Consider the following 21584-nt stretch of genomic DNA (forward strand, 5'->3'; position numbering starts at 1 on the left):
AGGTTGGGGCGGATAGGGCAGCAACCATGTCTGATATCACCCGCCATACCCGGTTCGAGGATGCCCAAGGGCTGATTTTCGGCACGCTGATGTGCGCGCTGGGGTTGCAGTTCCTGCGCCATGCCGGGTTCATCACCGGGCAGACGGCGGGCCTTGCGCTGCTGATCTCTTACGCGACGGGCTGGGCCTTCGGGCCGGTGTTCTTTGTCATCAACCTGCCGTTCTATTGGCTGGGGTACAAACGGATCGGGCTGGCCTTTACGGTGAAAAGCCTGATCTCGGTCACGCTGCTGTCGGTCTTTGCCGGGGTGATGCCGCAGTATCTGGCGTTTTCCAACCTGCATCCGCTGCTGGCGGGGGTGCTGTTCGGCTTTGTCACCGGCGCGGGTCTGCTGGCGCTGTTTCGCCACGGGGCCAGCCTTGGCGGCATCGGCATTGTCGCGCTGATGGTGCAGGACCGCACCGGATTTCGGGCGGGCTGGTTGCAGATGGGGTTTGACGCCGTGCTGTTTGCCTTGGCTTTCCTGTGGGTTCCAACGGACCGCATTCTGTGGTCACTGCCCGGCATGGTCATTTTGAATGCAGTTCTGGCAATCAACCACCGGCGCGACAGGTATGCGGCGACCTGATAGGTCATAAGTATTGACATTTATTCAGCGCGGCGCATCATGGCCCCATGCCCGATACCTTGCCCCGCTATACCCGACTGGAAGATGCCCAAGGGCTGTTCGTCTCTATCGTCGGGGGCGCGTTTGGCATTTTGCTTTTGCGCACCGCCGGGCTGATGACCGGGGGCACGGCGGGGCTGGCGCTGCTGGTTTCCTATGCGACAGGCTGGGGCTTTGGCTGGGTGTTCTTCTCCGTCAACCTGCCGTTCTATCTGTTCGCATGGCGACGCAAGGGGCCGGTCTTCGCCGCCAAATCCTTGCTCGCCGTCACCGCCGTAAGCTGGCTGGCCGAGGCGTTGCCGAACTGGATCAGAATTAGCCACCTGCACCCCGCAGCCGCCGCGATTCTGTTCGGCGTCATTGCCGGTGTGGGGTTACTGGGGCTGTTTCGGCATGGCTCCAGCCTGGGCGGCGTTTCAATCGTTGCCGTCATCCTGCAAGACGCCACCGGCATCCGCGCGGGGTGGATACAACTGGGATGGGACGCCTGCCTGTTCAGCGTCGCGCTGTTCATCCTGCCACCGGATCGGGTGGCATGGTCGCTGCTCGGGGCTGCCGTTCTGAACCTTGTCATCGCGATGAATCATCGGCGCGACTGGTATCTGCCCGGCTGATTTTGCGGGGTCACTGGCCAAAGCCCGCGCAGTCGTGTATGCGCGGCACCGCAGCAATCAGGACGCCCCTCATGGAACTTCGCAATATTGCGATTATCGCGCACGTTGACCACGGCAAAACCACGCTGGTGGACGAGCTTCTGAAACAATCGGGGTCATTCCGCGACAATCAGGCCGTGTCCGAACGGGCGATGGACAGCAATGACATCGAACGCGAACGCGGCATCACCATTCTGGCGAAATGTACCAGCGTTGAGCATAACGGTGTGCGCATCAACATCGTCGATACCCCCGGCCACGCCGACTTTGGTGGCGAGGTAGAGCGTATCCTGAACATGGTTGATGGTGTGTGCCTGCTGGTGGACGCCGCCGAAGGCCCGATGCCGCAGACCAAGTTCGTGACCTCGAAGGCGCTGGCCCTTGGCCTGCGGCCCATCGTGGTTCTGAACAAGGTGGACAAACCCGATGCCGAGCCTGACCGCGCCCTGAACGAAGTGTTCGATCTGTTCGCCAACTTGGGCGCCAGCGACGAACAGCTTGATTTTCCGCATGTTTACGCCTCTGGCCGGTCCGGCTGGGCGGATATGGAACTGGACGGCCCGCGCAAGGACCTGACCGCTCTGTTCGATCTGATTGTCAAACATGTGCCCGCGCCCAAGCAGGTTGAAAAGGCGGCAGAGCCGTTCAAGATGCTGGCCACCACCCTGTCGGCCGACCCGTTCATCGGCCGCATCCTGACCGGCCGGGTCGAGGCGGGCACGCTGAAGGTGGGCGAACAGCTCAAGGCGCTGACCCGTGACGGCGACCGGATCGAGCAGTTCCGCGTCACCAAGATCCTCGCCTTCCGCGGCCTGAACCAGACCGCGATTGACGAGGCGCAGTCCGGCGACATCGTGACCATCGCGGGGATGAGCAAGGCCACCGTGGCCGATACACTCTGCGCGCTGGATGTCGATACCGCCCTGCCCGCCCAGCCGATTGACCCGCCGACCATCACCGTGACCTTCGGCATCAACGACTCGCCCCTTGCAGGCCGCGATGGCAACAAGGTGCAAAGCCGCGTCATCCGTGATCGCCTGAACAAAGAGGCCGAGGTGAACGTGGCGATCAAGATCGCCGACACCCCCGGCGGCGAAGCGTTTGAAGTGTCGGGCCGTGGCGAATTGCAGATGGGCGTGCTGATCGAAAACATGCGCCGCGAAGGGTTTGAGCTGTCGATCAGCCGCCCCCGCGTGATCATGCGCGACGAAGACGGCACCCGGATGGAACCGGTCGAGGAAGTCATCGTTGACGTGGATGATGAATACTCGGGCGCAGTGATCGACAAACTGACCGGCGAGCGCAAGGGCGATCTGGTTGAGATGAAACCGGCTGGCGTCGGCAAGACCCGCATTGTGGCGCATGTGCCGTCGCGCGGCCTGATCGGCTATCACGGTCAGTTCCTGACCGATACCCGTGGCACCGGCGTTCTGAACCGCATCTTCCACGGCTGGGTCGCCCACAAAGGCCCGATTCAGGGCCGTCGTCAGGGCGTGCTGATCAGCATGGAAAACGGCGTCTCCGTGGCCTATGCGCTGTGGAACCTGGAGGACCGGGGCCGCATGTTCATCGGCGCGCAGGAAAACGTGTATGAAGGCATGATCATCGGCGAGCATTCGCGCGACAACGATCTGGAAGTGAACCCGCTCAAGGGCAAAAAGCTGACCAACGTGCGCGCATCCGGCACCGACGAAGCCGTCCGCCTGACGCCGCATGTCAAGATGAGCCTGGAAGAAGCCATCGCCTATATCGATGACGATGAACTGGTCGAGGTCACGCCCAAGATCATCCGCCTGCGCAAGCGCGTGCTGGACCCGCATGAGCGCAAGCGCACCTCGCGCAGCCAGTAAGGCAAGAAGAGGGGCGCTGCCCCTCTGCTTCGCCTCACCCCGGAGTATTTCAAGAAGGGCAAGAGCTTGGCTGTTGCCCTTTTTCAATTTGCCCTTCTGCAAATACTCTCTGGGGGTCCGGGGGGCGAAGCGCCCCCGGCTTTCTTAGGCCAAGGGCTGCGCCCGTTCCACCAAACGCGCGAAAAAGCTTGCGCCGACCGGGGCCGCCTCATCGTTGAAGTCATAGGCGGCGTGGTGCAGGCCCGCGCCGGGGCCGGTGCCGAGGAAGAGGTAAGCGCCGGGGCGCGCCTCAAGCATATAACTGAAATCTTCCGATCCCATTTCTCGCACCGAGTCGGCATTGACCAGATCGGGGCCAGAGATTTCGCGCGCCACTTCGGCGGCAAAGGCGGCATTTTCGGCGTGGTTGATGGTGGCAGGATAGCCCCAGTCATAATCGATGCGGGCCTTGACGCCATAGGCGGCGGCATGACCTTCGACGATCTCGTAGAACCGCTTTTTCAACAGATGCCGCACATCGGGCTTGAAGCAGCGGATGGTGGCGCAGAACATCGCCTCTTCGGGGATGATGTTGCTGGCGGTGCCGGTGTGGATCTGGGTCACCGAAACCACCGCCTCATCCAGCGCATAGATGTTGCGGGGGATGATGGTCTGGATCGCCTGCACCATGCCCACCACCGCCACCACCGGATCGACGCATTCATGCGGCGTGGCGCCATGGCCGCCCTTGCCGGTCAGATAGACAAACGCCGTATCGACCGAGGCCATCAGCGCGCCGGGCGTGGTCAGGAACTGGCCAAAGGGCACATTGGGCGCATTATGGATGCCGTACACCTGTGCAATGCCAAAGCGGTCCATCACCCCTTCCTGCACCATGACCTGACCGCCGCCGCCATCCTCTTCCGCAGGCTGGAACAACAGCGCGACTTTCCCGGAAAACTTGCGGGTTTCGGCCAGATACTTGGCCGCGCCCAGCAGCATCGTCACATGGCCATCATGGCCGCAGGCGTGCATCTTGCCCGGCACCTTGGACGCATGTACAGCGCCGGTTAGCTCCTCGATCGGCAGCGCATCCATATCGGCGCGCAGGCCGATGGTCGGCCCAGGCCCGGTGCCGTTGATGATCGCCACGATCCCGGTCTTGGCGATGCCGGGGTGAATTTCATCCACACCGATCTCGGCCAGCCGCGCCTCGATCCAGGCTGCGGTATTCACGCAATCAAAGGCCAGTTCGGGATGCTGGTGCAGATGGCGCCGCCAGCCCTTCATTTCCTCGGCATAGGCTGCGATACGGTTCAAGACGGGCATGGGAGACTCCTGTTCAGCCCTTTGATCAAATCGCAAAACCGGGGGAACGGCAATGCCCACGAACGACAGCGACAGGCTGGTCCATGACGCAAACGGTGGAATGCCGCGCCTGTTGGAGATCATGCGCCGCCTGCGCGACCCGGCGACCGGCTGCCCCTGGGATATCGAGCAGACCTTTGCCACGATCGCCCCCTATACGCTGGAAGAGGCGCATGAGGTGGGCGACGCGATCGACCGGCAGGCCTGGGCTGAACTGCCCGGAGAGCTGGGCGATCTGCTGTTTCAGGTGGTGTTCCACGCCCAGATGGCGCGGGATGCGGGGCTGTTCGGCTTTGACGATGTGGTCACGGCGATTGCCGACAAGATGGTGGCGCGGCATCCCCATGTATTCGGCGACGAATCCCGCAACGAATCGCCCGATCAGCAAACCGTGGACTGGGAGCGGATCAAGGCCGCCGAACGTGGCCCCGCTCGTGTGCTGGACGGGGTCGCGCTTGGCCTGCCCGCCCTGACCCGTGCCGTCAAACTGCAAAAGCGGGCGGCGCGCGTGGGGTTTGACTGGCCTTCGACCGATGAAGTGCTGGCCAAGATGCGCGAGGAGATGGCCGAACTGGTCGAGGCGCGCGACACCCTGACCGAAGCTGAAGTGTTTGAGGAGTTTGGCGACCTGATGTTCGTGATGGCCAACCTTGCCCGCCATATGAAGATCGACCCAGAGGCAGCCCTGCGCGCCGCCAACGCCAAATTCACCCGCCGGTTTCAGCGGATCGAGGATTGGCTGGCCCAAGCAGGCAAGACCCCCGACCAGTCCGACCTTGCCGAGATGGACGACCTGTGGAACCGCGCCAAGGCCGAGGAGAAAACGAAAGCGTGATGCGACAATTTGCCGATTATTTCTGTCAGGTATTGACCGGAGTGTTTCAGTCAGGTTTACCTCGCGCATCAAACGGAGGTTCCGATGCGTGCAACGCTGCTTTCCCTGATCCTGGCCACCACCGCCCTGCCGGTGCTGGCTGATGAGGTCAACATTTACTCCCACCGCCAGCCCGAACTGATCCAGCCCCTGCTGGATGCCTTTACCAAGGAAACCGGAATCGCGGTGAATGTGGCCTTTGTTGACAAGGGCATGGCCGAACGGCTGGTGGCCGAGGGTGCGCGCTCTCCTGCCGATCTGGTGCTGACGGTCGATATTGCGCGGGTCGAAGAGGTGGTGAAGGCCGGTGTGATCCAGCCGGTCGATTCTGAGGTGCTGAAGGCCGATATTCCCGCAGCGTTCCGCGACAAGAACGACCAGTGGTTCGCCCTGACCACCCGCGCCCGCATCGTCTATGCCTCGAAGGAGCGGGTGAAGGATGGTGAGGTAACCACCTATGAAGACTTGGCAAATCCGAAATGGAAGGGCCGCATCTGCACCCGGTCTGGCCTGTCGGATTACAACGTTGCACTGACCGCCGCGATGATGGCACATCACGGTGAAGAGTATACCAAGACCTGGCTGGAGGGGCTGAAGGCCAACCTTGCCCGCAAACCCGAAGGGGCCGACCGCGATCAGGTCAAGGCGATCTGGGCCGGGCAATGCGATATCTCGCTGGGCAACACCTATTACATGGGCCAGATGCTGGCCGACCCGGAACAGAAAGAATGGGCCAATTCGGCGCGCATCATCTTTCCGGTGTTTGAAGGTGGCGGCACGCATCTGAACATCTCTGGCATCGCGATGACCAAGGCCGCGCCGAACAAGGCGGCTGCGATAAAACTGATGGAATGGCTGGCGGGCGATGAGGCGCAAAAGATCTATGCCGATACCAACAACGAATTCCCCGTGAAGCCGGGGGTTGAACGGTCGGATCTGGTGAAAAGCTGGGGTGAATTCACGCCCGACAGCCTGACGCTGGACCAGATTGCCGAGTTGCGGCCTGCGGCTGTGAAGCTGATTGAAAGCGTTGATTTCGACGGCTGACCCTAGCCAGCAGGCCAGACAAAGGGGGCGTCCTGTCACGGGGCGCCCCTTTGTTTTTGACTTGATGGACAAATCGCTTTGCATCCGCTTTGCTGCCGGGGAAGGAGACCGCCATGCCCCACAAACCGCGCAAGATCATCATTGATACCGACCCCGGCCAGGATGATGCCTTTGCCATCTTGCTGGCATTGGCCAGCCCCGAGGATGTGGAGGTGCTGGGGATCACAGCGGTCGCGGGGAATGTGCCGCTGCACTATACCGAGAAAAATACACGAATTATCTGCGAACTGGCCAAGAAACCTCATGTAAAAGTTTATGCCGGTTGCGACGGACCTTTGGCGCGCAAACTGGTGACGGCAGAGCATGTGCATGGCAAGACCGGGCTTGATGGCCCCGCCTTGCCAGAGCCGACCATGACCTTGCAGGCGCAACATGGGGTGGATTTCCTGATCGACACCCTGCGGCAAGAGGCATCTGGCACCGTGACCCTGTGCCCGCTGGGCCCGCTGACCAATATTGCCACTGCCTTTCAACGCGCGCCCGACATCATTGCCCGGGTGCAACAGATCGTGTTGATGGGCGGGGCGTATTTTGAGGTGGGCAACATCACGCCAGCGGCAGAATTCAACATCTACGTCGATCCAGAAGCCGCTGATATTGTGTTTAAATCTGGCGCTCCACTGGTGGTAATGCCGCTGGATGTTACGCACAAAGCGCTGACCACCCGTGCGCGGGTAGAGGCGTTTCGCGGTTTGGGCACCGAGGTGGGCCGGATGGCCGCCGAATGGGCCGATTTCTTTGAACGGTTCGATATGGAGAAATACGGCAGCGAGGGCGCCCCGCTGCATGACCCGACCGTGATAGCCTATCTGATCAACCCCGGCCTTTTCGCCGGTCGCCATATCAACGTCGAGATCGAAGTGCAGTCCGACCTGACACGCGGGATGACCGTGGCCGACTGGTGGCGCGTCACCGACCGCCCAGCCAATGCACTGTTCATCAAGGATATTGACGCCGACGGCTTCTTTGATCTGCTGACAGAACGTCTGGCGCGACTTTAACTTTACCTGGTAACCCTATGGCTCACTGATCTTTCCGCCGCCAACAGCGGCGGCAACACCAGTCGTGCGCGGGCAAGAGGTGGGCCAGCCACGCGCGACCCGCACCGCCAGATAGGCAAAGGCCTGCGCCTCCATCATATCGCCATCCAGCCCAACCTCTTCCACCGGGCGCACCGAGATTGCGGGCAGGCGCAGGGCAAGCTCTGCCATCAGCGTCGCATTATGCCGCCCACCGCCGCAGACCAGCAGGTCAGACACAACAGTCGGAAAGTGTTGGCTGCCCTGCGCGACAGCGGCAGCGGCAAAAGCGGTCAGCGTGCGGGCGGCATCGGCATCTGGCAGGTAAGAAACTGCCTCAAGAATGGATTGGAACGCATTGCGATCCAACGATTTTGGCGGCATCTTGAAGAAGTAGGGATGCTGCATGGCCTGTTCAAGAACTGCCCGGTCCACATGCCCACTTGCCGCCAGCGCCCCGGCCTGATCTGTCGCCAGGCCCAACCGCTGCTGCATCAGATCATTGATCGGCGCATTCGCCGGTCCGGTATCAAACGCAAGGCACGCCGCCTCGGGAGCAGCAACTGCGGGATCAACCCAGGTCACATTTCCCACGCCGCCAAGGTTCAGAAAGGCCAAGGGCACCTCTGCCCCGATCTGCCGTGCAAGGGCGTGGTGAAAGAACGGCACCAGCGGCGCGCCCTGCCCGCCCAGTTGCACATCGGTTGACCGGAAGTCCCAGACCACCGGCAGGCCAAGCGCCCCCGCCAGCAAGGCACCATTTCCGGCCTGATGCGTACCGCGCCCGCGCGGATCATGCGCCAGCGTCTGACCGTGGAATCCGATCACATCAACGCCGGAAAAGCCCGACAGCAGTTCGGCATGGGCGTTTTCCACCACCTCCGCCGCCGCGGCCACCCCCGCCTCTCCGGGCCAGCGGCCAAGGGCAGCGCGCAAGGTTGCCTGCTCTGCCTCCGAATAGGGCCGATAGGCGGTGGGCCCGAAATCCAGCACCCGCTCACCATCGGTCAGGATCATCGCCGCATCAACGCCGTCCAGCGACGTGCCAGACATCGCGCCAAGTGCCCAGACCGGACCCGCCTTCAACATCTTTCCCTTCACCCCCGTCGGGGCTATACCCCTTGGGAATTAATGCACGAGTGAGCCATGACCTACCATCCAAAATCCGACTTTCTGCGCGTGATGTTCGAGCGCGGCTTTGTAGCCGATTGCACGGATTATCAGGCGCTTGACGAGGCTTTGGTCAAGGGGGTCGTGCCCGCCTATATCGGCTATGACGCCACAGCGGCCAGCCTGCATGTCGGCCACCTGATGAACATCATGGTGCTGCGCTGGTTGCAGAAAACCGGGCACAAGCCGATCACGCTGATGGGCGGCGGCACCACCAAGGTGGGCGATCCGTCTTTCCGCAGTGAGGAACGCCCCCTGCTGACGCCGGAAAAGATTGATGAGAATATCGCGGGCCTGAAACAGGTTTTCGCGAAATACCTCGACTATTCCGATGCGCCCAATGGCGCGATCATGCTGAACAATGCCGAATGGCTGGATGCGCTGAACTACCTCGACTTCCTGCGCGACATCGGGCGGCATTTTTCGGTCAACCGGATGTTGTCGTTTGAAAGCGTGAAGTCGCGGCTGGATCGGGAACAGAGCCTGTCCTTCCTTGAATTCAACTACATGATCCTGCAAGCCTATGATTTCCTTGAGATCAACCGCCGCTATGGCTGCCTGTTGCAGATGGGCGGCAGCGACCAGTGGGGCAATATCATCAACGGCATCGACCTGACCCGCCGGGTGATCGACCAGGAAATCTATGGCCTGACCACGCCACTCTTGACCACCAGCGACGGGCGCAAGATGGGCAAATCGGCCAATGGTGCGGTGTGGCTGAATGGCGCGATGCTGTCTCCTTACGAATTCTGGCAGTTCTGGCGCAACACGACCGATGCCGATGTGGGCCGGTTCCTGAAGATCTTTACCGAGCTTCCGGTCGAGGAATGCGATCGTCTGGGCGCGTTGCAAGGGGCCGAGATCAATCAGGCCAAGATCACGCTGGCTAATCTGGCAACTGCCATGCTGCATGGGACCGAAGCCGCGCAGGCGGCGGAATTGACCGCGCGGCAGGTGTTCGAACAGGGCGGCGTGGGCGAGGATCTGCCCACCGTCAAGGTCAGCGCTGACGAGATGGCCGAGGGGCTGGGCATCGTGCAACTGTTCGTCAAAACCGGCCTTGCTGCATCGGGCAAGGACGCCAAGCGCCTGATCGCCGAGGGTGGCGCGCGGGTGAATGACGAGGTGGTGATGGATGCGGGCCTGCGGATCGGAGCCAGCGAGCTGGTAGAGCCGCTGAAGCTGACCGCTGGTAAAAAGCGCCACGCTTTGGTGGTGCTGGACTGAAATAAGGGCCTGCGGATCGCTCCGCAGGCCCATTTTCTTAGGCGCGGCGACGGCGCAGACCGGCCAGTGCCCCAAGGCCCGCCAGCAGCATCAGGCCAGCGGCGGGCACCGGAACCGGCGACAGCTCTTGCTTTAGATCGGCAAAGGTCACCGCGCGACGGTCGGCAAAGTTGAACATGCCCCAGTTGCGCAGGTTGATCGAGAAGTTCGATACATCGGTCTTGAAGGCCAGCGTCACCTCATCGCCCGCACCGAACACGGCCGAGATCAGGCCTTCAAAGGCCAGCGTGGCGAACTGCACCGTGTTGGTATCTTCACCGCCATCAAACCATGCGTCAAACCCGCCAATCTGGCCAAGGAAATCACCCGACAGCACCAAAAGGTCGTTGCCTGACCCAAAGGCCCCGCCACCCTTGACGAAAGAGCCGCCAAAGATCGTCAGGCTGTCGTCACCCTGCCCCAGATCAACCGCCAGCCCGTCGCGCCCCTCCAGCGTGCCCCAGTTGCGAACATGCTGCGCACCGGGGCTGTCAGGGTCAGCCAGAACGCCAATGGTGCCCGAGATCAGGCCATAATTGTCAATGAAGCCCTGATTGCTGCTGATGTCAAAATCGATGGCGGCATCATCATCGGATTTGATCACGCCGGTCGCCTCGTTCACCACGGTGCCCGAGTCAATATCGATGCCGTCTTGCGGATCGTCCTTGTCAGCCGCGCCGCGCAGCACGCTGTGGACCAGACCACGATTGACGATATAGGCATTCTCCCCCACCTGAATCGCGTCGTCTGACGCGATGATCCGACCAGTCACATCGTTCAGGACGTAAACATTGTCGCCCGATTCAAACCCTTCATCCGTATCGGATTCGATCAGGCCGGAATTCGTCAGGCTGCCGTTCTTGCCGTTCTGGTTGCGGATCGCCTTGTCATAGGCGTGGATCGTGCCGGTGTTCAGCACGGTCAGATTGTCCAGCGCCTCGGAATCGATGCCTTTGTTGGTGGCGGTGATGGTGCCATGGTTATTCACGGTCAGCCCTGCGCCGCCATCAATCCCGTCGGTGCCGTTATCGGGCAGCGCGCCGGTGCCGCTGATCGTGCCATAGTTGGTCACGGTGTTCCCGGTACCGCGAATGCGGATACCGTCGCTGGTGGCGCGGGTGACAGTGGCGCCTGCCTCAACCGTAACATTCAGGGTGTTGGTGCCGTTGTTGGTGAACCCGGTCGAGGCGCCTGAACAGGTGATCGCGGGCAAGGCGCTGACACAGGCGGCAGTTGCGGGCAGTGCCGTCAGCGTCAGGGTGCCCAGAACGGTGGGAATGAAAAAGCGCTTCATCAAAATGGTCCTCGCCATGTTTTTGCCAGATTCCGGGCGGGCTTAGCGAGGTTTCGTGACGGTTTTGTTGCGCCAGGGGTGAATGTTTTCAACTGGCAAACAAAAGCCCGCCCCGCAGCATGGCGGGGCGGGCGCTGGAAACTTGGGCAGGTTATTCCTGAACGGTAACCTTGGTCATCACGTCGGGATCGGTGGTCTCGCCATTCTGGCCTTCGCCCTTTTTGATGGCATCCACCACATCCATGCCTTTGATCACGCGGCCAAAGACCGTGTACTGGCCATTCAGGAAATCGCCCGGCGCGAACATGATGAAGAACTGGCTGTTGGCGCTGTCTGGGTCTTGCGACCGGGCCATGCCGACCACGCCGCGTTCAAACGGCACATCCGAAAACTCGGCCTTGATGTCGGGCATCGAGGAACCGCCCATTCCGGCCATCGAGGTGTCGCCACCCTTCTTGCCGTATTGCACATCGCCGGTTTGCGCCATGAAGCCGTCGATCACGCGGTGAAACACCACGCCATCATAGGCGCCAGATTTCGCCAGGGCGACGATCTGGGCCACATGGTTCGGGGCGACATCGGGCAACAGGTCAATGACAATCTCGCCCTTGGCTTGACCGTCAACCTCGATCACCAGGTTCGGGCCGGGGCCGTCGGTTGCATCTTGCGCGACGGCAGGGGTCGCCAGCAGGAATGCGGCAATAACGATTTTATTGAACATCGGCGGCCACCCGGACGGTGATCATGCGGTCGGGGTTCACCGGTGGTTCGCCCTTCACGATCTTGTCCACCGCGTCCATGCCTTTGATGACACGGCCATAAACGGTGTATTGGCCGTTCAGGAAGTGGTTGTCCTTGAAGTTGATGAAGAACTGGCTGTTCGCGGAATTCGGGTTCTGCGAACGGGCAGCGCCAAGGGTGCCCCGGTCATGCGGCAGCTTGGAAAACTCGGCCGGCAGATCGGGATAGTTCGAGCCGCCCGTGCCGGAGCGGCGCGGGTTGTAGTTGTTTTCCATGTTGGCGTGTTCGACATCGCCGGTCTGGGCCATGAAGCCGTCGATCACGCGGTGGAAGGCCACGTTGTCATAGGCCTTGTCGCGGGCCAGCTGCTTCATGCGCTCGGCATGTTTGGGGGCCACATCGGCCAACAGCTCGATCCAGACTTCGCCGTCTTTCAGCGTCAGGATGATGGTGTTTTCGGGGTCTTTGATCTCGGCCATCTGGCGTTCCTTTTGCAGATTGGCCGCGAACCTAATGTCGCAGGCGCCAAAGGGGAAGGCCCGACGGTTGACGAACGGTCACATTGCGCGGAAACAGGGTGGGCAAAGATGGAGGACACCATGGGCTGGAACACCCTTGATGACGTGGCGCTGGCAGGCAAGACCGTGCTGACGCGGGTAGACATCAACGTGCCGATGGAGGGGGATCAGGTCACCGACACCACCCGCATCGACAAGATCGTGCCCACGGTCGAGGACATTATCGCACGCGGCGGCAAGGTTGTGCTGCTTGCCCATTTCGACCGGCCCAAGGGCAAGGTCGTGCCCGAGATGAGCCTGGGCCGCCTGAAAGGCGCGCTGGAGGCGGCGTTGAAGCGCAAAGTGGTATTCGGGGCCGATTGCGTGGGTGCGTCGGCCAAGGCAGCGATTGCGGCGGCGGCACAGGGTGATGTGGTGTTGCTGGAAAACACCCGGTTCCATGCGGGTGAGGAAAAGAACGACCCTGCATTGGCGGCGGAACTGGCCGCCTTGGGCGATGTGTTCGTGAACGATGCGTTTTCCGCCGCCCACCGCGCCCATGCGTCAACCGAAGGCGTGGCAAAGCTGTTGCCCCGCGCCGCCGGGCGGCTGATGGAGGCCGAGTTGAAGGCGCTGGAGGCCGCTTTGGGCGCGCCCGTCCGCCCGGTGGTGGCGGTGGTTGGCGGGGCCAAGGTTTCGACCAAGCTGGACCTCTTGGGCAATCTGGTCAGCAAGGTCGATCATCTGGTGATCGGCGGCGGCATGGCCAACACCTTCCTTGTGGCCCAAGGGATCGAGGTCGGCAAATCGCTGGCCGAACGCGACATGGCTGGCACTGCGCGCGAGATTCTGGGCAAGGCCACGGCGGCGGGCTGCACCATTCACCTGCCGGTCGATGTGGTTGTGGCGCGCGAATTCAAGGCCGGGGCCGCGAATGAAACCGTGGCTGCCGATGCCTGCCCGGCGGATGCGATGATTCTGGATGCCGGGCCGAAAACCGTGGCGGCGCTGGAAAAGGTGTTTGCCGGGGCAAAGACGCTGATCTGGAATGGCCCCTTGGGTGCCTTTGAAATCGCGCCCTTCGATGCGGCGACCACGGCGGCGGCCCGCAGCGTTGCGGCACTGACGCGGGCAGGCAAGCTGGTGTCGGTGGCGGGTGGGGGGGATACCGTTTCGGCGCTGAACCACGCAGGTGCTGCGGGCGATTTCACCTTCATCTCCACCGCAGGCGGCGCGTTTCTGGAATGGATGGAGGGCAAAGAGCTGCCCGGCGTTGCGGCGTTGCAGGTCTAAACCCCTGTTAGCGTTACCATCCTTGCCTGACTTCGCGGCATTCCCTATGCCGCGAGGAAAGGTGTTCATTCAAAAGGGTTCGGCATGACCAAGGCACAGCAGACGGCGCAGGTAAAAAGCGGCAAGGGCTTTATCGCCGCGCTGGATCAATCAGGCGGCTCGACCCCCAAGGCGCTGAAGCAATATGGCGTCGCGGAAAATGCCTGGTCGAATGAGACCGAGATGTTCGACCTGATCCACGCGATGCGCGCCCGCATCATCAAATCACCCGCCTTTACCGGCGACAAGGTGGTGGGCGCGATCCTGTTTGAACAGACGATGGACCGCACGGTCGATGGCATTCCGACCGCCACCTATCTGTGGGAAAACCGCCATGTCGTGCCGTTCCTGAAAATCGACAAGGGGCTGGAGGCCGAGGTTGACGGTTGCCAACTGATGAAGGCAATGCCGGACCTGGACGCACTGTTGGCCAAGGCGGTCAAGGCCGGGATCTTCGGCACCAAGGAACGCTCGGTCATTTCGGCCGCCAATGCCAAGGGCATTCAGGCCGTGGTCGATCAGCAGTTCGCGGTGGGCAAGCAGGTGCTGTCGCATGGGCTGATGCCAATTCTGGAACCCGAGGTGACCATTTCCATCGCCGACAAGGCCGAGGCGGAAGACCTGCTGCAACAGGCGCTGCTCAAGGGGTTGGATGCGCTGCCCGAGGGCACGCAAGTAATGCTGAAACTGTCGCTGCCGACGGTGGCGAATTTCTATGCACCGCTGGTCGATCACCCCAAGGTGCTGAAGGTGGTGGCGCTGTCGGGCGGGCACAGCCGCGATGCGGCCAATGCCATTTTGGCGCAAAACCGGGGCATCATCGCCTCTTTCAGCCGGGCCTTGAGCGAGGGGCTGAGCGCGCAGCAGACGGATGCCGAGTTTGACAAGATGCTGGCGGGGGCGATTGCCTCGATCCATGCCGCGTCGATTGCGGGCTGACGGGATTTGGCACTTGCCGGGCGGGTTGCCCGGCGCGAAAGTTGGGCGTCCCGTCGCGGGGCGCCTTTTTCGTTGGAGAATCCTTTGCGCAAAACCCTTTGCTTCGTTCTACTTTTGCTGATCACCACCCTGCCCGGCTTTGGCCAGGTTGCGCTGGAGGAATTTGAAACCCCTCCGCCCGGCTATCCGCCCAAGATGGGAGAGATTTCGGGCACGCTGGGCGACAAGCCGGTGGCATGGGAGACGTTCGACTTTTCCATCGGCGCCTTCGACGCCTCGGCTCAGGCGCGGGCAGATTGGGAAACCAAGATCGTTCGTCTGTCCATCATGGGCATGAAACCCGGCAAACCCGATGAGGACCGCCAGCGGATCTGGATCAAGGCCGAGTTTGGCACCACCCTGCAACCCGGCCCCACGGTTGGCGGAGCAGAGGTAGTGTTGCTGCGGGGCAAGGATCTGGGCGGGCCAAAGCTGGTTTCGCAAGCCGAGACGGTGGACTTGGTGCTGGAGAGCATCGGGCCACAGGCCGCAGACAGCTATTCGCGCCGGATGACGGGCCATGTATCGGCACGACTGTGCCCGGTGGAGTGGGCGTTCAAGAAATGTCAGGATGTGGTGCTGCGATTTGACACCGATGTGCAGATTGACGGCGATTTTCCGATCAAACCCTGAAGAAAGTGCCACCGTCCCGCAGGACAGGATTCCCAAAGCGGAACGAATCTGCCAAGGTAATCCTTGCACCACCCCCGGCGAAATGAGGGGCGGGCGATGAGGCGGCAGATGACACATTCCCAGACGGCACCCGCGCTTGGCGGCGTTTTGTACATGGTCGCGGCATTCACGCTGGGCGGCTATTTCACCTTTGCCGCCGTGCAGGGCGATTATGGCGTGTTCCGGCAGGTGCAGATCAAGGCCAAGCTGGAAGAACTGACCGCCGAAAGGGCGCAGCTACAGGCGCAATTGGACGAGGTTTCGAACCTGACGCACCGCCTGTCGGATGACTATCTGGATGTTGATCTGCTGGACGAACGCGCCCGCGATGTTCTGGGTTACATGCGCCCGGATGAGCTGCTGATCCGCTAATTCCCGGCCTTATTGCTGCCCCTGCACGCACGGCTTGCGCTGCAATGCGGCATTTCACTTTGTATTTTGCGTTATTTCTCCGATGTTGTATAAATGGTTTAACGCTAAACCATTTTCACTATGGGAGGGGTGCCGTGGCGACCAAGAAAGCAGCGGAGAAATCCAACGTCTCCAAGGACGAATTGCTGAAATACTACCGCGACATGCTGCTGATCCGCCGATTCGAGGAGAAGGCCGGTCAGCTTTACGGCATGGGCCTGATCGGTGGGTTCTGCCACCTGTATATCGGGCAAGAGGCGGTCGTCGTGGGGCTGGAGGCCGCCACCAAAGAGGGCGACAAGCGCATCACCAGCTATCGTGACCACGGCCATATGCTGGCCTGCGGCATGGAAGCGCGCGGCGTGATGGCGGAACTGACCGGGCGCGCGGGCGGCTATTCCAAGGGAAAAGGCGGCTCGATGCATATGTTCTCAAAAGAGAAACATTTCTACGGTGGGCACGGGATTGTTGCGGCGCAGGTGCCGCTGGGCGCGGGGCTGGCGTTCTCCGATTGGTACAAGGGCAATGACAACGTGACCTTCACCTATTTCGGTGATGGCGCGGCGAACCAGGGCCAGGTGTACGAGACCTATAACATGGCCGAACTGTGGGGCCTGCCGGTGATTTTCGTCATTGAAAACAACCAGTACGCCATGGGCACATCGGTGAAGCGCGCGACGAAATCGACCACGCTTTATGGTCGCGGCACCGCTTATGGCATTCCGGGCGAACAGGTTGACGGCATGGATGTGCTGGCGGTGAAGGAAGCGGCTGAGAAGGCCGTGGCGCACTGCCGCGCGGGCAAGGGGCCGTATATCCTTGAAATGATGACCTATCGCTATCGCGGCCATTCCATGTCGGACCCGGCGAAATACCGGACCCGCGAAGAGGTTGAGAAGATCAAAAGCGAAAAGGACTGCATCGAGCATGTCCGCGATCTGCTGACCCAAAGTGGCCTTGCCTCGGAAGAAGAGCTGAAGGCCATCGACAAGGACATCAAGGAGATCGTCAACGACTCCGCCGAGTTCGCCAAAACCAGCCCGGAGCCGGACCATTCCGAGCTTTGGACCGACATCTACGCATAAGGGAGACAGAACATGGCAACCGAAATTCTGATGCCCGCCCTGTCGCCCACGATGGAAGAAGGCACGCTGGCCAAATGGCTGGTGAAAGAGGGCGATGTGGTCAAATCGGGCCAGATCATCGCCGAGATCGAGACCGACAAGGCTACGATGGAGTTCGAGGCGGTGGATGAGGGCACCGTCGGTAAGCTCTTGGTGGCTGAGGGCACGGCGGGCGTGAAGGTGAACACGCCGATTGCGGTGCTGGTCGAGGAAGGCGAGACGGTTTCCGACGCGCCCAAGGCGGCTGCGGTAACAGCGGCCCCTGCCCCGGTGGCGGCGGTTGCCGCGGCGCCTGTGGCGGCAGCCGCGGTCGCGGTGGTGTCGCGCGCCTCGCCAGATTGGGCCGAAGGCACACCGATGAAAACCATGACCGTGCGCGAGGCGCTGCGCGAAGCGATGGCCGAGGAAATGCGCGGCAACGCCAATGTGTTCCTGATGGGCGAAGAGGTCGGCGAATATCAGGGCGCCTACAAGATTTCTCAAGGCTTGCTGGATGAGTTCGGGCCAAAGCGCGTGATCGACACGCCGATCACCGAGATCGGCTTTGCCGGGATCGGGGTGGGCGCGGCCTGGGGCGGGCTGAACCCGATTGTCGAGTTCATGACCTTCAACTTCGCCATGCAGGCGATTGACCACATCATCAACTCTGCCGCCAAGACCAACTATATGTCGGGCGGGCAGTTGGGCTGCCCCATCGTGTTCCGTGGCCCGAACGGCGCGGCGGCGCGGGTGGGCGCGCAGCACAGCCAGGATTATTCGGCCTGGTATGCCGCCATTCCGGGCCTGCGGGTGGTGATTCCTTATTCCGCATCGGACGCGAAGGGCCTGCTGAAACAGGCGATCCGCGATCCGAACCCGGTGATCTTCCTGGAAAACGAAATCCTTTACGGCCAATCGTTTGAAGTGCCGGATGTACCAGATTTCACCATTCCCTTCGGCAAGGCGCGCATCTGGCGCGAAGGCAGCGATGTCACGATTGTCAGCTTTGGCATCGGCATGAAGCACGCGCTGGAGGCGGCGGATCAACTGGCCAAAGACGGGATTTCTGCGGAAGTGATCGACCTGCGCACCCTGCGCCCGATCGACTATGACACGGTTCTGGCCAGCGTGATGAAGACCAACCGCTGCGTGACGGTGGAAGAGGGCTTCCCGGTCGGCTCGATCGGCGATCACCTTGCCAGCACGATCATGCAGAAGGCGTTCGACTATCTGGATGCGCCGGTCATCACCTGCACGGGCAAGGATGTGCCGATGCCCTATGCCGCGAACCTTGAAAAGTTTGCGCTGATCACGGCGGCCGAGGTGGTCGCCGCCGTCAAATCCGTCTGCTACCGCTGATAGGTGCGCCATGTTTTGGAAAAAGAAACCCGCCGAGCCCGTCAAGCGCATCGAAAATCCGGCGCTGATTGCCGTTTTTGACCGCTCGAAAACCTTGACGGTCAACGTGTTTCCGACCGAGATCAAAACCCCTGCCATTGCGGGCATCATGCTGGCGGACATCGCCGTACATATGTCAAAAGCCCTGGTCGCCGCCGGACTTGCGGTCTCGGAGGCCAGTGCCTTGTCCGTTATCGTCGAAATCTTCAATGCAGAGCGCGCCAATCCGACCGACGTAGCCGTCGGCGGATTGGTCCAATAGGAGGTAACAGGAAATGGCTGTTGAAATTCTGATGCCGGCCCTGTCTCCGACGATGGAGGAAGGCACGCTGGCGAAGTGGCTGGTCAAGGAAGGCGATGTGGTCAAATCGGGCCAGATCCTTGCCGAGATCGAGACCGACAAGGCGACGATGGAGTTTGAGGCGGTGGATGAGGGCACCGTCGGCAAGATACTGATCGCCGAGGGTACGGCGGGGGTGAAGGTGAACACCCCCATCGCGGTGCTGATCGAGGAAGGCGAAAGCGCCGATGCCGTGGTGGCCAAGCCTGCTGCTGCGGCAGCGGCGACCCCCGCCCCGGTTGCGGCGGCGGCCCCGGTTGCCGCTGTGGCTGTGGCGGCGCCCAAGGCCGATGGCGCGCGGGTGTTTGCTTCGCCGCTCGCTCGGCGGATTGCCAAGGACAAGGGGCTGGACCTGACCAAGGTTGCTGGTTCCGGCCCGCATGGGCGCATTGTGCGGGCAGATGTCGAAGGGGCGACCCAGGTTGCAGCGGCTGCGGCCCCTGCCCCGGTTGCGGCGGCGGCGGCAGCACCTGCGGCCAAGGCAGCGGCCCCGGCGGGGATGTCTGCCGAGACCGTGCTGAAGATGTATGCGGATCGTCAGTTCACCGAGGTTCCGCTGGACGGGATGCGCCGCACCATCGCGGCACGCCTGACAGAGGCAAAGCAGACCATCCCGCATTTCTACCTGCGGCGCGATATTCGTCTGGATGCGCTGATGGCGTTCCGGGAGCAGTTGAACAAAGGGCTGGAGGCCCGTGGCGTCAAGCTGTCGGTCAATGACTTCATCATCAAGGCTTGCGCCTTGGCGTTGCAGGCGGTGCCGGATTCCAACGCGGTTTGGGCGGGCGACCGTATCCTGAAGTTGAAACCTTCGGATGTGGCGGTGGCTGTGGCGGTGGAGGGCGGGTTGTTCACGCCTGTGCTGCGCGATGCCGAGAAAAAGACGCTGTCGGCCCTGTCGGCAGAGATGAAAGACCTGGCCACCCGCGCGAAAACCAAAAAGCTGGCGCCGCATGAATATCAGGGTGGCAGCTTTGCGATCTCGAACCTGGGGATGATGGGGGTCGAGAATTTCGACGCCGTGATCAACCCGCCGCATGGCGCCATTCTGGCCGTGGGCGCCGGGGTGAAAAAGCCGGTTGTGCTGAAGGATGGCACGATTGGCGTGGCGACGGTGATGTCGGTCACTCTGTCGGTTGATCACCGCGTGATTGATGGGGCCTTGGGGGCAGAGTTCCTGAAGGCGCTGGTCGAGTCGCTGGAAAACCCGATCTCGATGCTGGCCTAAGCGGACGAAAACAGAAAGGCCCGAGGTAAAACCCTCGGGCCTTTTCAATTGGTTACTGGCAGTATTGTTACTGGTATTGCGCGGCCAGCAAGCTGTCACCCGCCGAGACGGCCAGTGACCGGCAAGTGATGCGGCCCAGATCGGCAATCGCTGCCCCACCCTGACGGCAGGCGGTCAGCGCCTGTTCGGTCGTCATGCCATAGGTCTGTTCGAAATTGGCAGGCAGGGCGGATTCGGTGGAAACCGCCGGGGCCGAGGCTGTGGCCAGCCCGGGCAACGCCAACCCACCAGCGGGGGCCGCTGGGGCCTGCTGGGCCGCCAGATAGGTCTTCCAGTCGCCAGTCACCTCCAGCGAGGAATCGGCCAATGCCAACAGCAGAGGCACATGGTCGTAATCCACCGTCGTGATCAGCTTGGCGCCACCGCCATCAATTGCCTCGGCTGTCCAGAGATACCAGGCGTTGGCCTGCGCCCCCGATTGTGCCGTGCCAAGGCCAAGCGCATCGCTGGCTGCAACCAGCTCGCCATAGCCCGCCCCACCGAACGAGGCCACAAGCGCGGCAAAGGCGCGAGCATCGGGCGCATTGCCCGCCGCCTGCGCGATGCCGTGGCAGATCGAGAAACTGTCGCGCATCGCGGCCAATTGCGGAGCCGCCGCACCGGGCACCAAGGCCGCCAGATCGGCCACCGCCGCCTCTGGCTCTTTGGCCAAGGCACCGTCCAGCTTGGTGCGGTTCGCCACAAGCCAATCGGCGCATTGCTTGCCCGAAACGGCGGGGTCAAAGCCCTGCACCGCCTTGGACAGCGTTACCGAGTTCTGCACGGCATAACCGACGGCGGAACAATAGCTGTCTACAATGGTTTCGGCAGGCGAAACCGCGCCCGGACCCTTTGTGGCCACTGCCGCAGGGGCCTTGCACAGATCATCCTGCGCCGGGCCAGCGGCGGGCAGAGCGACGGATTCGGTGGCGGAGACAGTCGCGGTGGCAAGCGCCGCTTCGGGCGTTGCCGGGGCCAGATCGTTGGTGCCCTGACTGCCAAGGCTGGCCAGCAGAGTGGACATCTGAGCATTGCCCGAAGCAGTGCGATTGCCCGCAAACAGACCATTGTTGGCGGTGCCCGCCGTATCGCGGGCATAGGCCGATAGCAGCGCCGTGGTCTGGGCAGAGGTCATCTCTCCGGTCGCAGGTTCGCCGATATAGGACTGATACCGCCGAATGGCAGAACGGGTGCCGGGACCAAAGACACCATCGGGGGTGCCCGCCTCGAAATTATAATAATTTAGGGCCACTTGCACTTGAGCATCGCCGCGCTTGGCGCTGCTGGCGGGCTTGCTGGCCGATTTCTTGCTGCGGCCAGAGGTGGAGGTGGCCTTCTTTTTCTGCTGGTGCTTTTGCGCGGCGGCCCCGGCAATGGCGCCCACGCCAAGGCCCACAATAAAGCCTGCAACGGCGTCATTATCGGCCCGCGCCTCTGGTGCGGGGCCGATGGCCAGCGCAAGGCTGACCAAAGCTACGCTGGAATACTTGAACATCGCCGTATCCTTCTTCATCAAAATACCCTGCGGCCTGTAAAAATTTGCGGCCTGATGGGTCAGAAGACCCAACTTGCGAAGTTAACGATTCGCGATCACGTT

General features: G+C 61.8%; 21 protein-coding genes. 15 read left to right on the forward strand and 6 right to left on the reverse strand.

The features are described from left to right. The first annotated feature begins 26 nt into the window (after positions 1-26). From JI744_RS05340 to typA, 3 genes are all read left to right on the forward strand, one after another. A complete protein-coding gene (locus tag JI744_RS05340) occupies positions 27-629 on the forward strand; it encodes a YitT family protein (protein WP_202658651.1) in 603 nt (200 codons plus the stop codon). Positions 630-676: 47 nt separating this feature from the next. Then, the gene (locus tag JI744_RS05345) at positions 677-1282 is read left to right on the forward strand and encodes a YitT family protein (protein ID WP_202658652.1); all 606 of its coding nucleotides are present in this window, start codon (positions 677-679) and stop codon (positions 1280-1282) included. 71 nt (positions 1283-1353) lie between these two features. Beyond that, on the forward strand, positions 1354-3171 hold the full coding sequence (typA, locus tag JI744_RS05350; RefSeq protein ID WP_202658653.1) for a translational GTPase TypA: 1818 nt from the start codon (positions 1354-1356) through the stop codon (positions 3169-3171). A gap of 144 nt (positions 3172-3315) precedes the next feature. Here the strand turns inward: typA and JI744_RS05355 are convergent, their stop codons facing one another. Then, entirely contained in the window at positions 3316-4479 is a 1164-nt protein-coding gene (locus tag JI744_RS05355; RefSeq protein ID WP_202658654.1) for a M20 aminoacylase family protein, read from the reverse strand. 52 nt (positions 4480-4531) lie between these two features. On the opposite strand from JI744_RS05355, the gene mazG reads away from it, so the two are divergent. The 3 genes from mazG (at position 4532) to JI744_RS05370 (ending at position 7500) form a co-directional block, all read left to right on the forward strand. Then, on the forward strand, positions 4532-5353 hold the full coding sequence (gene mazG / locus JI744_RS05360; RefSeq protein ID WP_202658655.1) for a nucleoside triphosphate pyrophosphohydrolase: 822 nt from the start codon (positions 4532-4534) through the stop codon (positions 5351-5353). 84 nt (positions 5354-5437) lie between these two features. Beyond that, positions 5438-6439, forward strand: a complete 1002-nt coding sequence (locus JI744_RS05365) for a Fe(3+) ABC transporter substrate-binding protein (RefSeq protein ID WP_202658656.1) — start codon at positions 5438-5440, stop codon at positions 6437-6439. Between the two features lie 113 nt (positions 6440-6552). Then, entirely contained in the window at positions 6553-7500 is a 948-nt protein-coding gene (locus tag JI744_RS05370; RefSeq protein WP_202658657.1) for a nucleoside hydrolase, read from the forward strand. A gap of 15 nt (positions 7501-7515) precedes the next feature. On the opposite strand, the gene JI744_RS05375 is transcribed toward JI744_RS05370, so the two are convergent. Further along, positions 7516-8607, reverse strand: a complete 1092-nt coding sequence (locus JI744_RS05375; protein ID WP_202658658.1) for an anhydro-N-acetylmuramic acid kinase — start codon at positions 8605-8607, stop codon at positions 7516-7518. 57 nt (positions 8608-8664) lie between these two features. On the opposite strand from JI744_RS05375, the gene tyrS reads away from it, so the two are divergent. Then, positions 8665-9915: a tyrosine--tRNA ligase gene (tyrS, locus tag JI744_RS05380; RefSeq protein WP_202658659.1), complete on the forward strand. Its 1251-nt coding sequence runs from the start codon at positions 8665-8667 to the stop codon at positions 9913-9915. Between the two features lie 37 nt (positions 9916-9952). Here the strand turns inward: tyrS and JI744_RS05385 are convergent, their stop codons facing one another. The 3 genes from JI744_RS05385 to JI744_RS05395 form a co-directional block, all read right to left on the reverse strand. After that, the gene (locus JI744_RS05385; protein WP_202658660.1) at positions 9953-11248 is read right to left on the reverse strand and encodes a VPLPA-CTERM sorting domain-containing protein; all 1296 of its coding nucleotides are present in this window, start codon (positions 11246-11248) and stop codon (positions 9953-9955) included. A 151-nt stretch (positions 11249-11399) separates the two neighbouring features. Then, positions 11400-11969 (reverse strand): peptidylprolyl isomerase, encoded by a 570-nt coding sequence (locus tag JI744_RS05390; RefSeq protein ID WP_202658661.1) that lies wholly within the window; start codon positions 11967-11969, stop codon positions 11400-11402. Further along, positions 11959-12468 carry a peptidylprolyl isomerase gene (locus JI744_RS05395; RefSeq protein ID WP_202658662.1) on the reverse strand — a complete coding sequence of 170 codons (510 nt, stop codon included), beginning with the start codon at positions 12466-12468 and terminating at the stop codon, positions 11959-11961. Before JI744_RS05395 ends, JI744_RS05390 begins: the two co-directional genes overlap by 11 nt. A gap of 120 nt (positions 12469-12588) precedes the next feature. On the opposite strand from JI744_RS05395, the gene JI744_RS05400 reads away from it, so the two are divergent. The 8 genes from JI744_RS05400 to JI744_RS05435 all read left to right on the forward strand — a co-directional run bounded on the left by JI744_RS05400 (position 12589) and on the right by JI744_RS05435 (position 19948). Then, positions 12589-13779, forward strand: a complete 1191-nt coding sequence (locus JI744_RS05400) for a phosphoglycerate kinase (RefSeq protein ID WP_202658791.1) — start codon at positions 12589-12591, stop codon at positions 13777-13779. Between the two features lie 84 nt (positions 13780-13863). Beyond that, complete coding sequence (locus JI744_RS05405; RefSeq protein ID WP_202658663.1) at positions 13864-14757, forward strand: fructose bisphosphate aldolase; 894 nt, start codon at positions 13864-13866, stop codon at positions 14755-14757. Between the two features lie 84 nt (positions 14758-14841). Continuing rightward, entirely contained in the window at positions 14842-15429 is a 588-nt protein-coding gene (locus JI744_RS05410; protein ID WP_202658664.1) for a hypothetical protein, read from the forward strand. A gap of 108 nt (positions 15430-15537) precedes the next feature. Next, a complete protein-coding gene (locus JI744_RS05415) occupies positions 15538-15840 on the forward strand; it encodes an FtsB family cell division protein (RefSeq protein WP_202658665.1) in 303 nt (100 codons plus the stop codon). A gap of 134 nt (positions 15841-15974) precedes the next feature. Continuing rightward, entirely contained in the window at positions 15975-16964 is a 990-nt protein-coding gene (pdhA, locus tag JI744_RS05420; protein WP_202658666.1) for a pyruvate dehydrogenase (acetyl-transferring) E1 component subunit alpha, read from the forward strand. A gap of 12 nt (positions 16965-16976) precedes the next feature. Further along, positions 16977-18341 (forward strand): pyruvate dehydrogenase complex E1 component subunit beta, encoded by a 1365-nt coding sequence (locus JI744_RS05425; RefSeq protein ID WP_202658667.1) that lies wholly within the window; start codon positions 16977-16979, stop codon positions 18339-18341. Positions 18342-18351: 10 nt separating this feature from the next. Further along, on the forward strand, positions 18352-18642 hold the full coding sequence (locus tag JI744_RS05430) for a hypothetical protein (protein WP_202658668.1): 291 nt from the start codon (positions 18352-18354) through the stop codon (positions 18640-18642). 13 nt (positions 18643-18655) lie between these two features. Then, positions 18656-19948, forward strand: coding sequence for a pyruvate dehydrogenase complex dihydrolipoamide acetyltransferase (locus JI744_RS05435; protein WP_202658669.1), 1293 nt, complete (start codon positions 18656-18658; stop codon positions 19946-19948). Positions 19949-20015: 67 nt separating this feature from the next. Here JI744_RS05435 and JI744_RS05440 read toward each other — a convergent pair whose 3' ends face one another. Continuing rightward, positions 20016-21500 carry a peptidoglycan-binding domain-containing protein gene (locus JI744_RS05440; RefSeq protein WP_202658670.1) on the reverse strand — a complete coding sequence of 495 codons (1485 nt, stop codon included), beginning with the start codon at positions 21498-21500 and terminating at the stop codon, positions 20016-20018. Positions 21501-21584: the final 84 nt, after the last annotated feature.

This window comes from Fuscibacter oryzae, from assembly GCF_016765795.1.
Classification (GTDB): Bacteria; Pseudomonadota; Alphaproteobacteria; order Rhodobacterales; family Rhodobacteraceae; genus Fuscibacter; species Fuscibacter oryzae.

Bases quoted from the DNA above. Each gene is read 5' to 3' on its own strand.
- JI744_RS05340 (WP_202658651.1), top strand. From the start codon at position 27: ATGTCTGATATCACCCGCCATACCCGGTTCGAGGATGCCCAAGGGCTG.
- JI744_RS05345 (WP_202658652.1), top strand. From the start codon at position 677: ATGCCCGATACCTTGCCCCGCTATACCCGACTGGAAGATGCCCAAGGG.
- typA (WP_202658653.1), top strand. From the start codon at position 1,354: ATGGAACTTCGCAATATTGCGATTATCGCGCACGTTGACCACGGCAAA.
- JI744_RS05355 (WP_202658654.1), bottom strand. From the start codon at position 4,479: ATGCCCGTCTTGAACCGTATCGCAGCCTATGCCGAGGAAATGAAGGGC.
- mazG (WP_202658655.1), top strand. From the start codon at position 4,532: ATGCCCACGAACGACAGCGACAGGCTGGTCCATGACGCAAACGGTGGA.
- JI744_RS05365 (WP_202658656.1), top strand. From the start codon at position 5,438: ATGCGTGCAACGCTGCTTTCCCTGATCCTGGCCACCACCGCCCTGCCG.
- JI744_RS05370 (WP_202658657.1), top strand. From the start codon at position 6,553: ATGCCCCACAAACCGCGCAAGATCATCATTGATACCGACCCCGGCCAG.
- JI744_RS05375 (WP_202658658.1), bottom strand. From the start codon at position 8,607: ATGTTGAAGGCGGGTCCGGTCTGGGCACTTGGCGCGATGTCTGGCACG.
- tyrS (WP_202658659.1), top strand. From the start codon at position 8,665: ATGACCTACCATCCAAAATCCGACTTTCTGCGCGTGATGTTCGAGCGC.
- JI744_RS05385 (WP_202658660.1), bottom strand. From the start codon at position 11,248: ATGAAGCGCTTTTTCATTCCCACCGTTCTGGGCACCCTGACGCTGACG.
- JI744_RS05390 (WP_202658661.1), bottom strand. From the start codon at position 11,969: ATGTTCAATAAAATCGTTATTGCCGCATTCCTGCTGGCGACCCCTGCC.
- JI744_RS05395 (WP_202658662.1), bottom strand. From the start codon at position 12,468: ATGGCCGAGATCAAAGACCCCGAAAACACCATCATCCTGACGCTGAAA.
- JI744_RS05400 (WP_202658791.1), top strand. From the start codon at position 12,589: ATGGGCTGGAACACCCTTGATGACGTGGCGCTGGCAGGCAAGACCGTG.
- JI744_RS05405 (WP_202658663.1), top strand. From the start codon at position 13,864: ATGACCAAGGCACAGCAGACGGCGCAGGTAAAAAGCGGCAAGGGCTTT.
- JI744_RS05415 (WP_202658665.1), top strand. From the start codon at position 15,538: ATGACACATTCCCAGACGGCACCCGCGCTTGGCGGCGTTTTGTACATG.
- JI744_RS05425 (WP_202658667.1), top strand. From the start codon at position 16,977: ATGGCAACCGAAATTCTGATGCCCGCCCTGTCGCCCACGATGGAAGAA.
- JI744_RS05430 (WP_202658668.1), top strand. From the start codon at position 18,352: ATGTTTTGGAAAAAGAAACCCGCCGAGCCCGTCAAGCGCATCGAAAAT.
- JI744_RS05435 (WP_202658669.1), top strand. From the start codon at position 18,656: ATGGCTGTTGAAATTCTGATGCCGGCCCTGTCTCCGACGATGGAGGAA.
- JI744_RS05440 (WP_202658670.1), bottom strand. From the start codon at position 21,500: ATGAAGAAGGATACGGCGATGTTCAAGTATTCCAGCGTAGCTTTGGTC.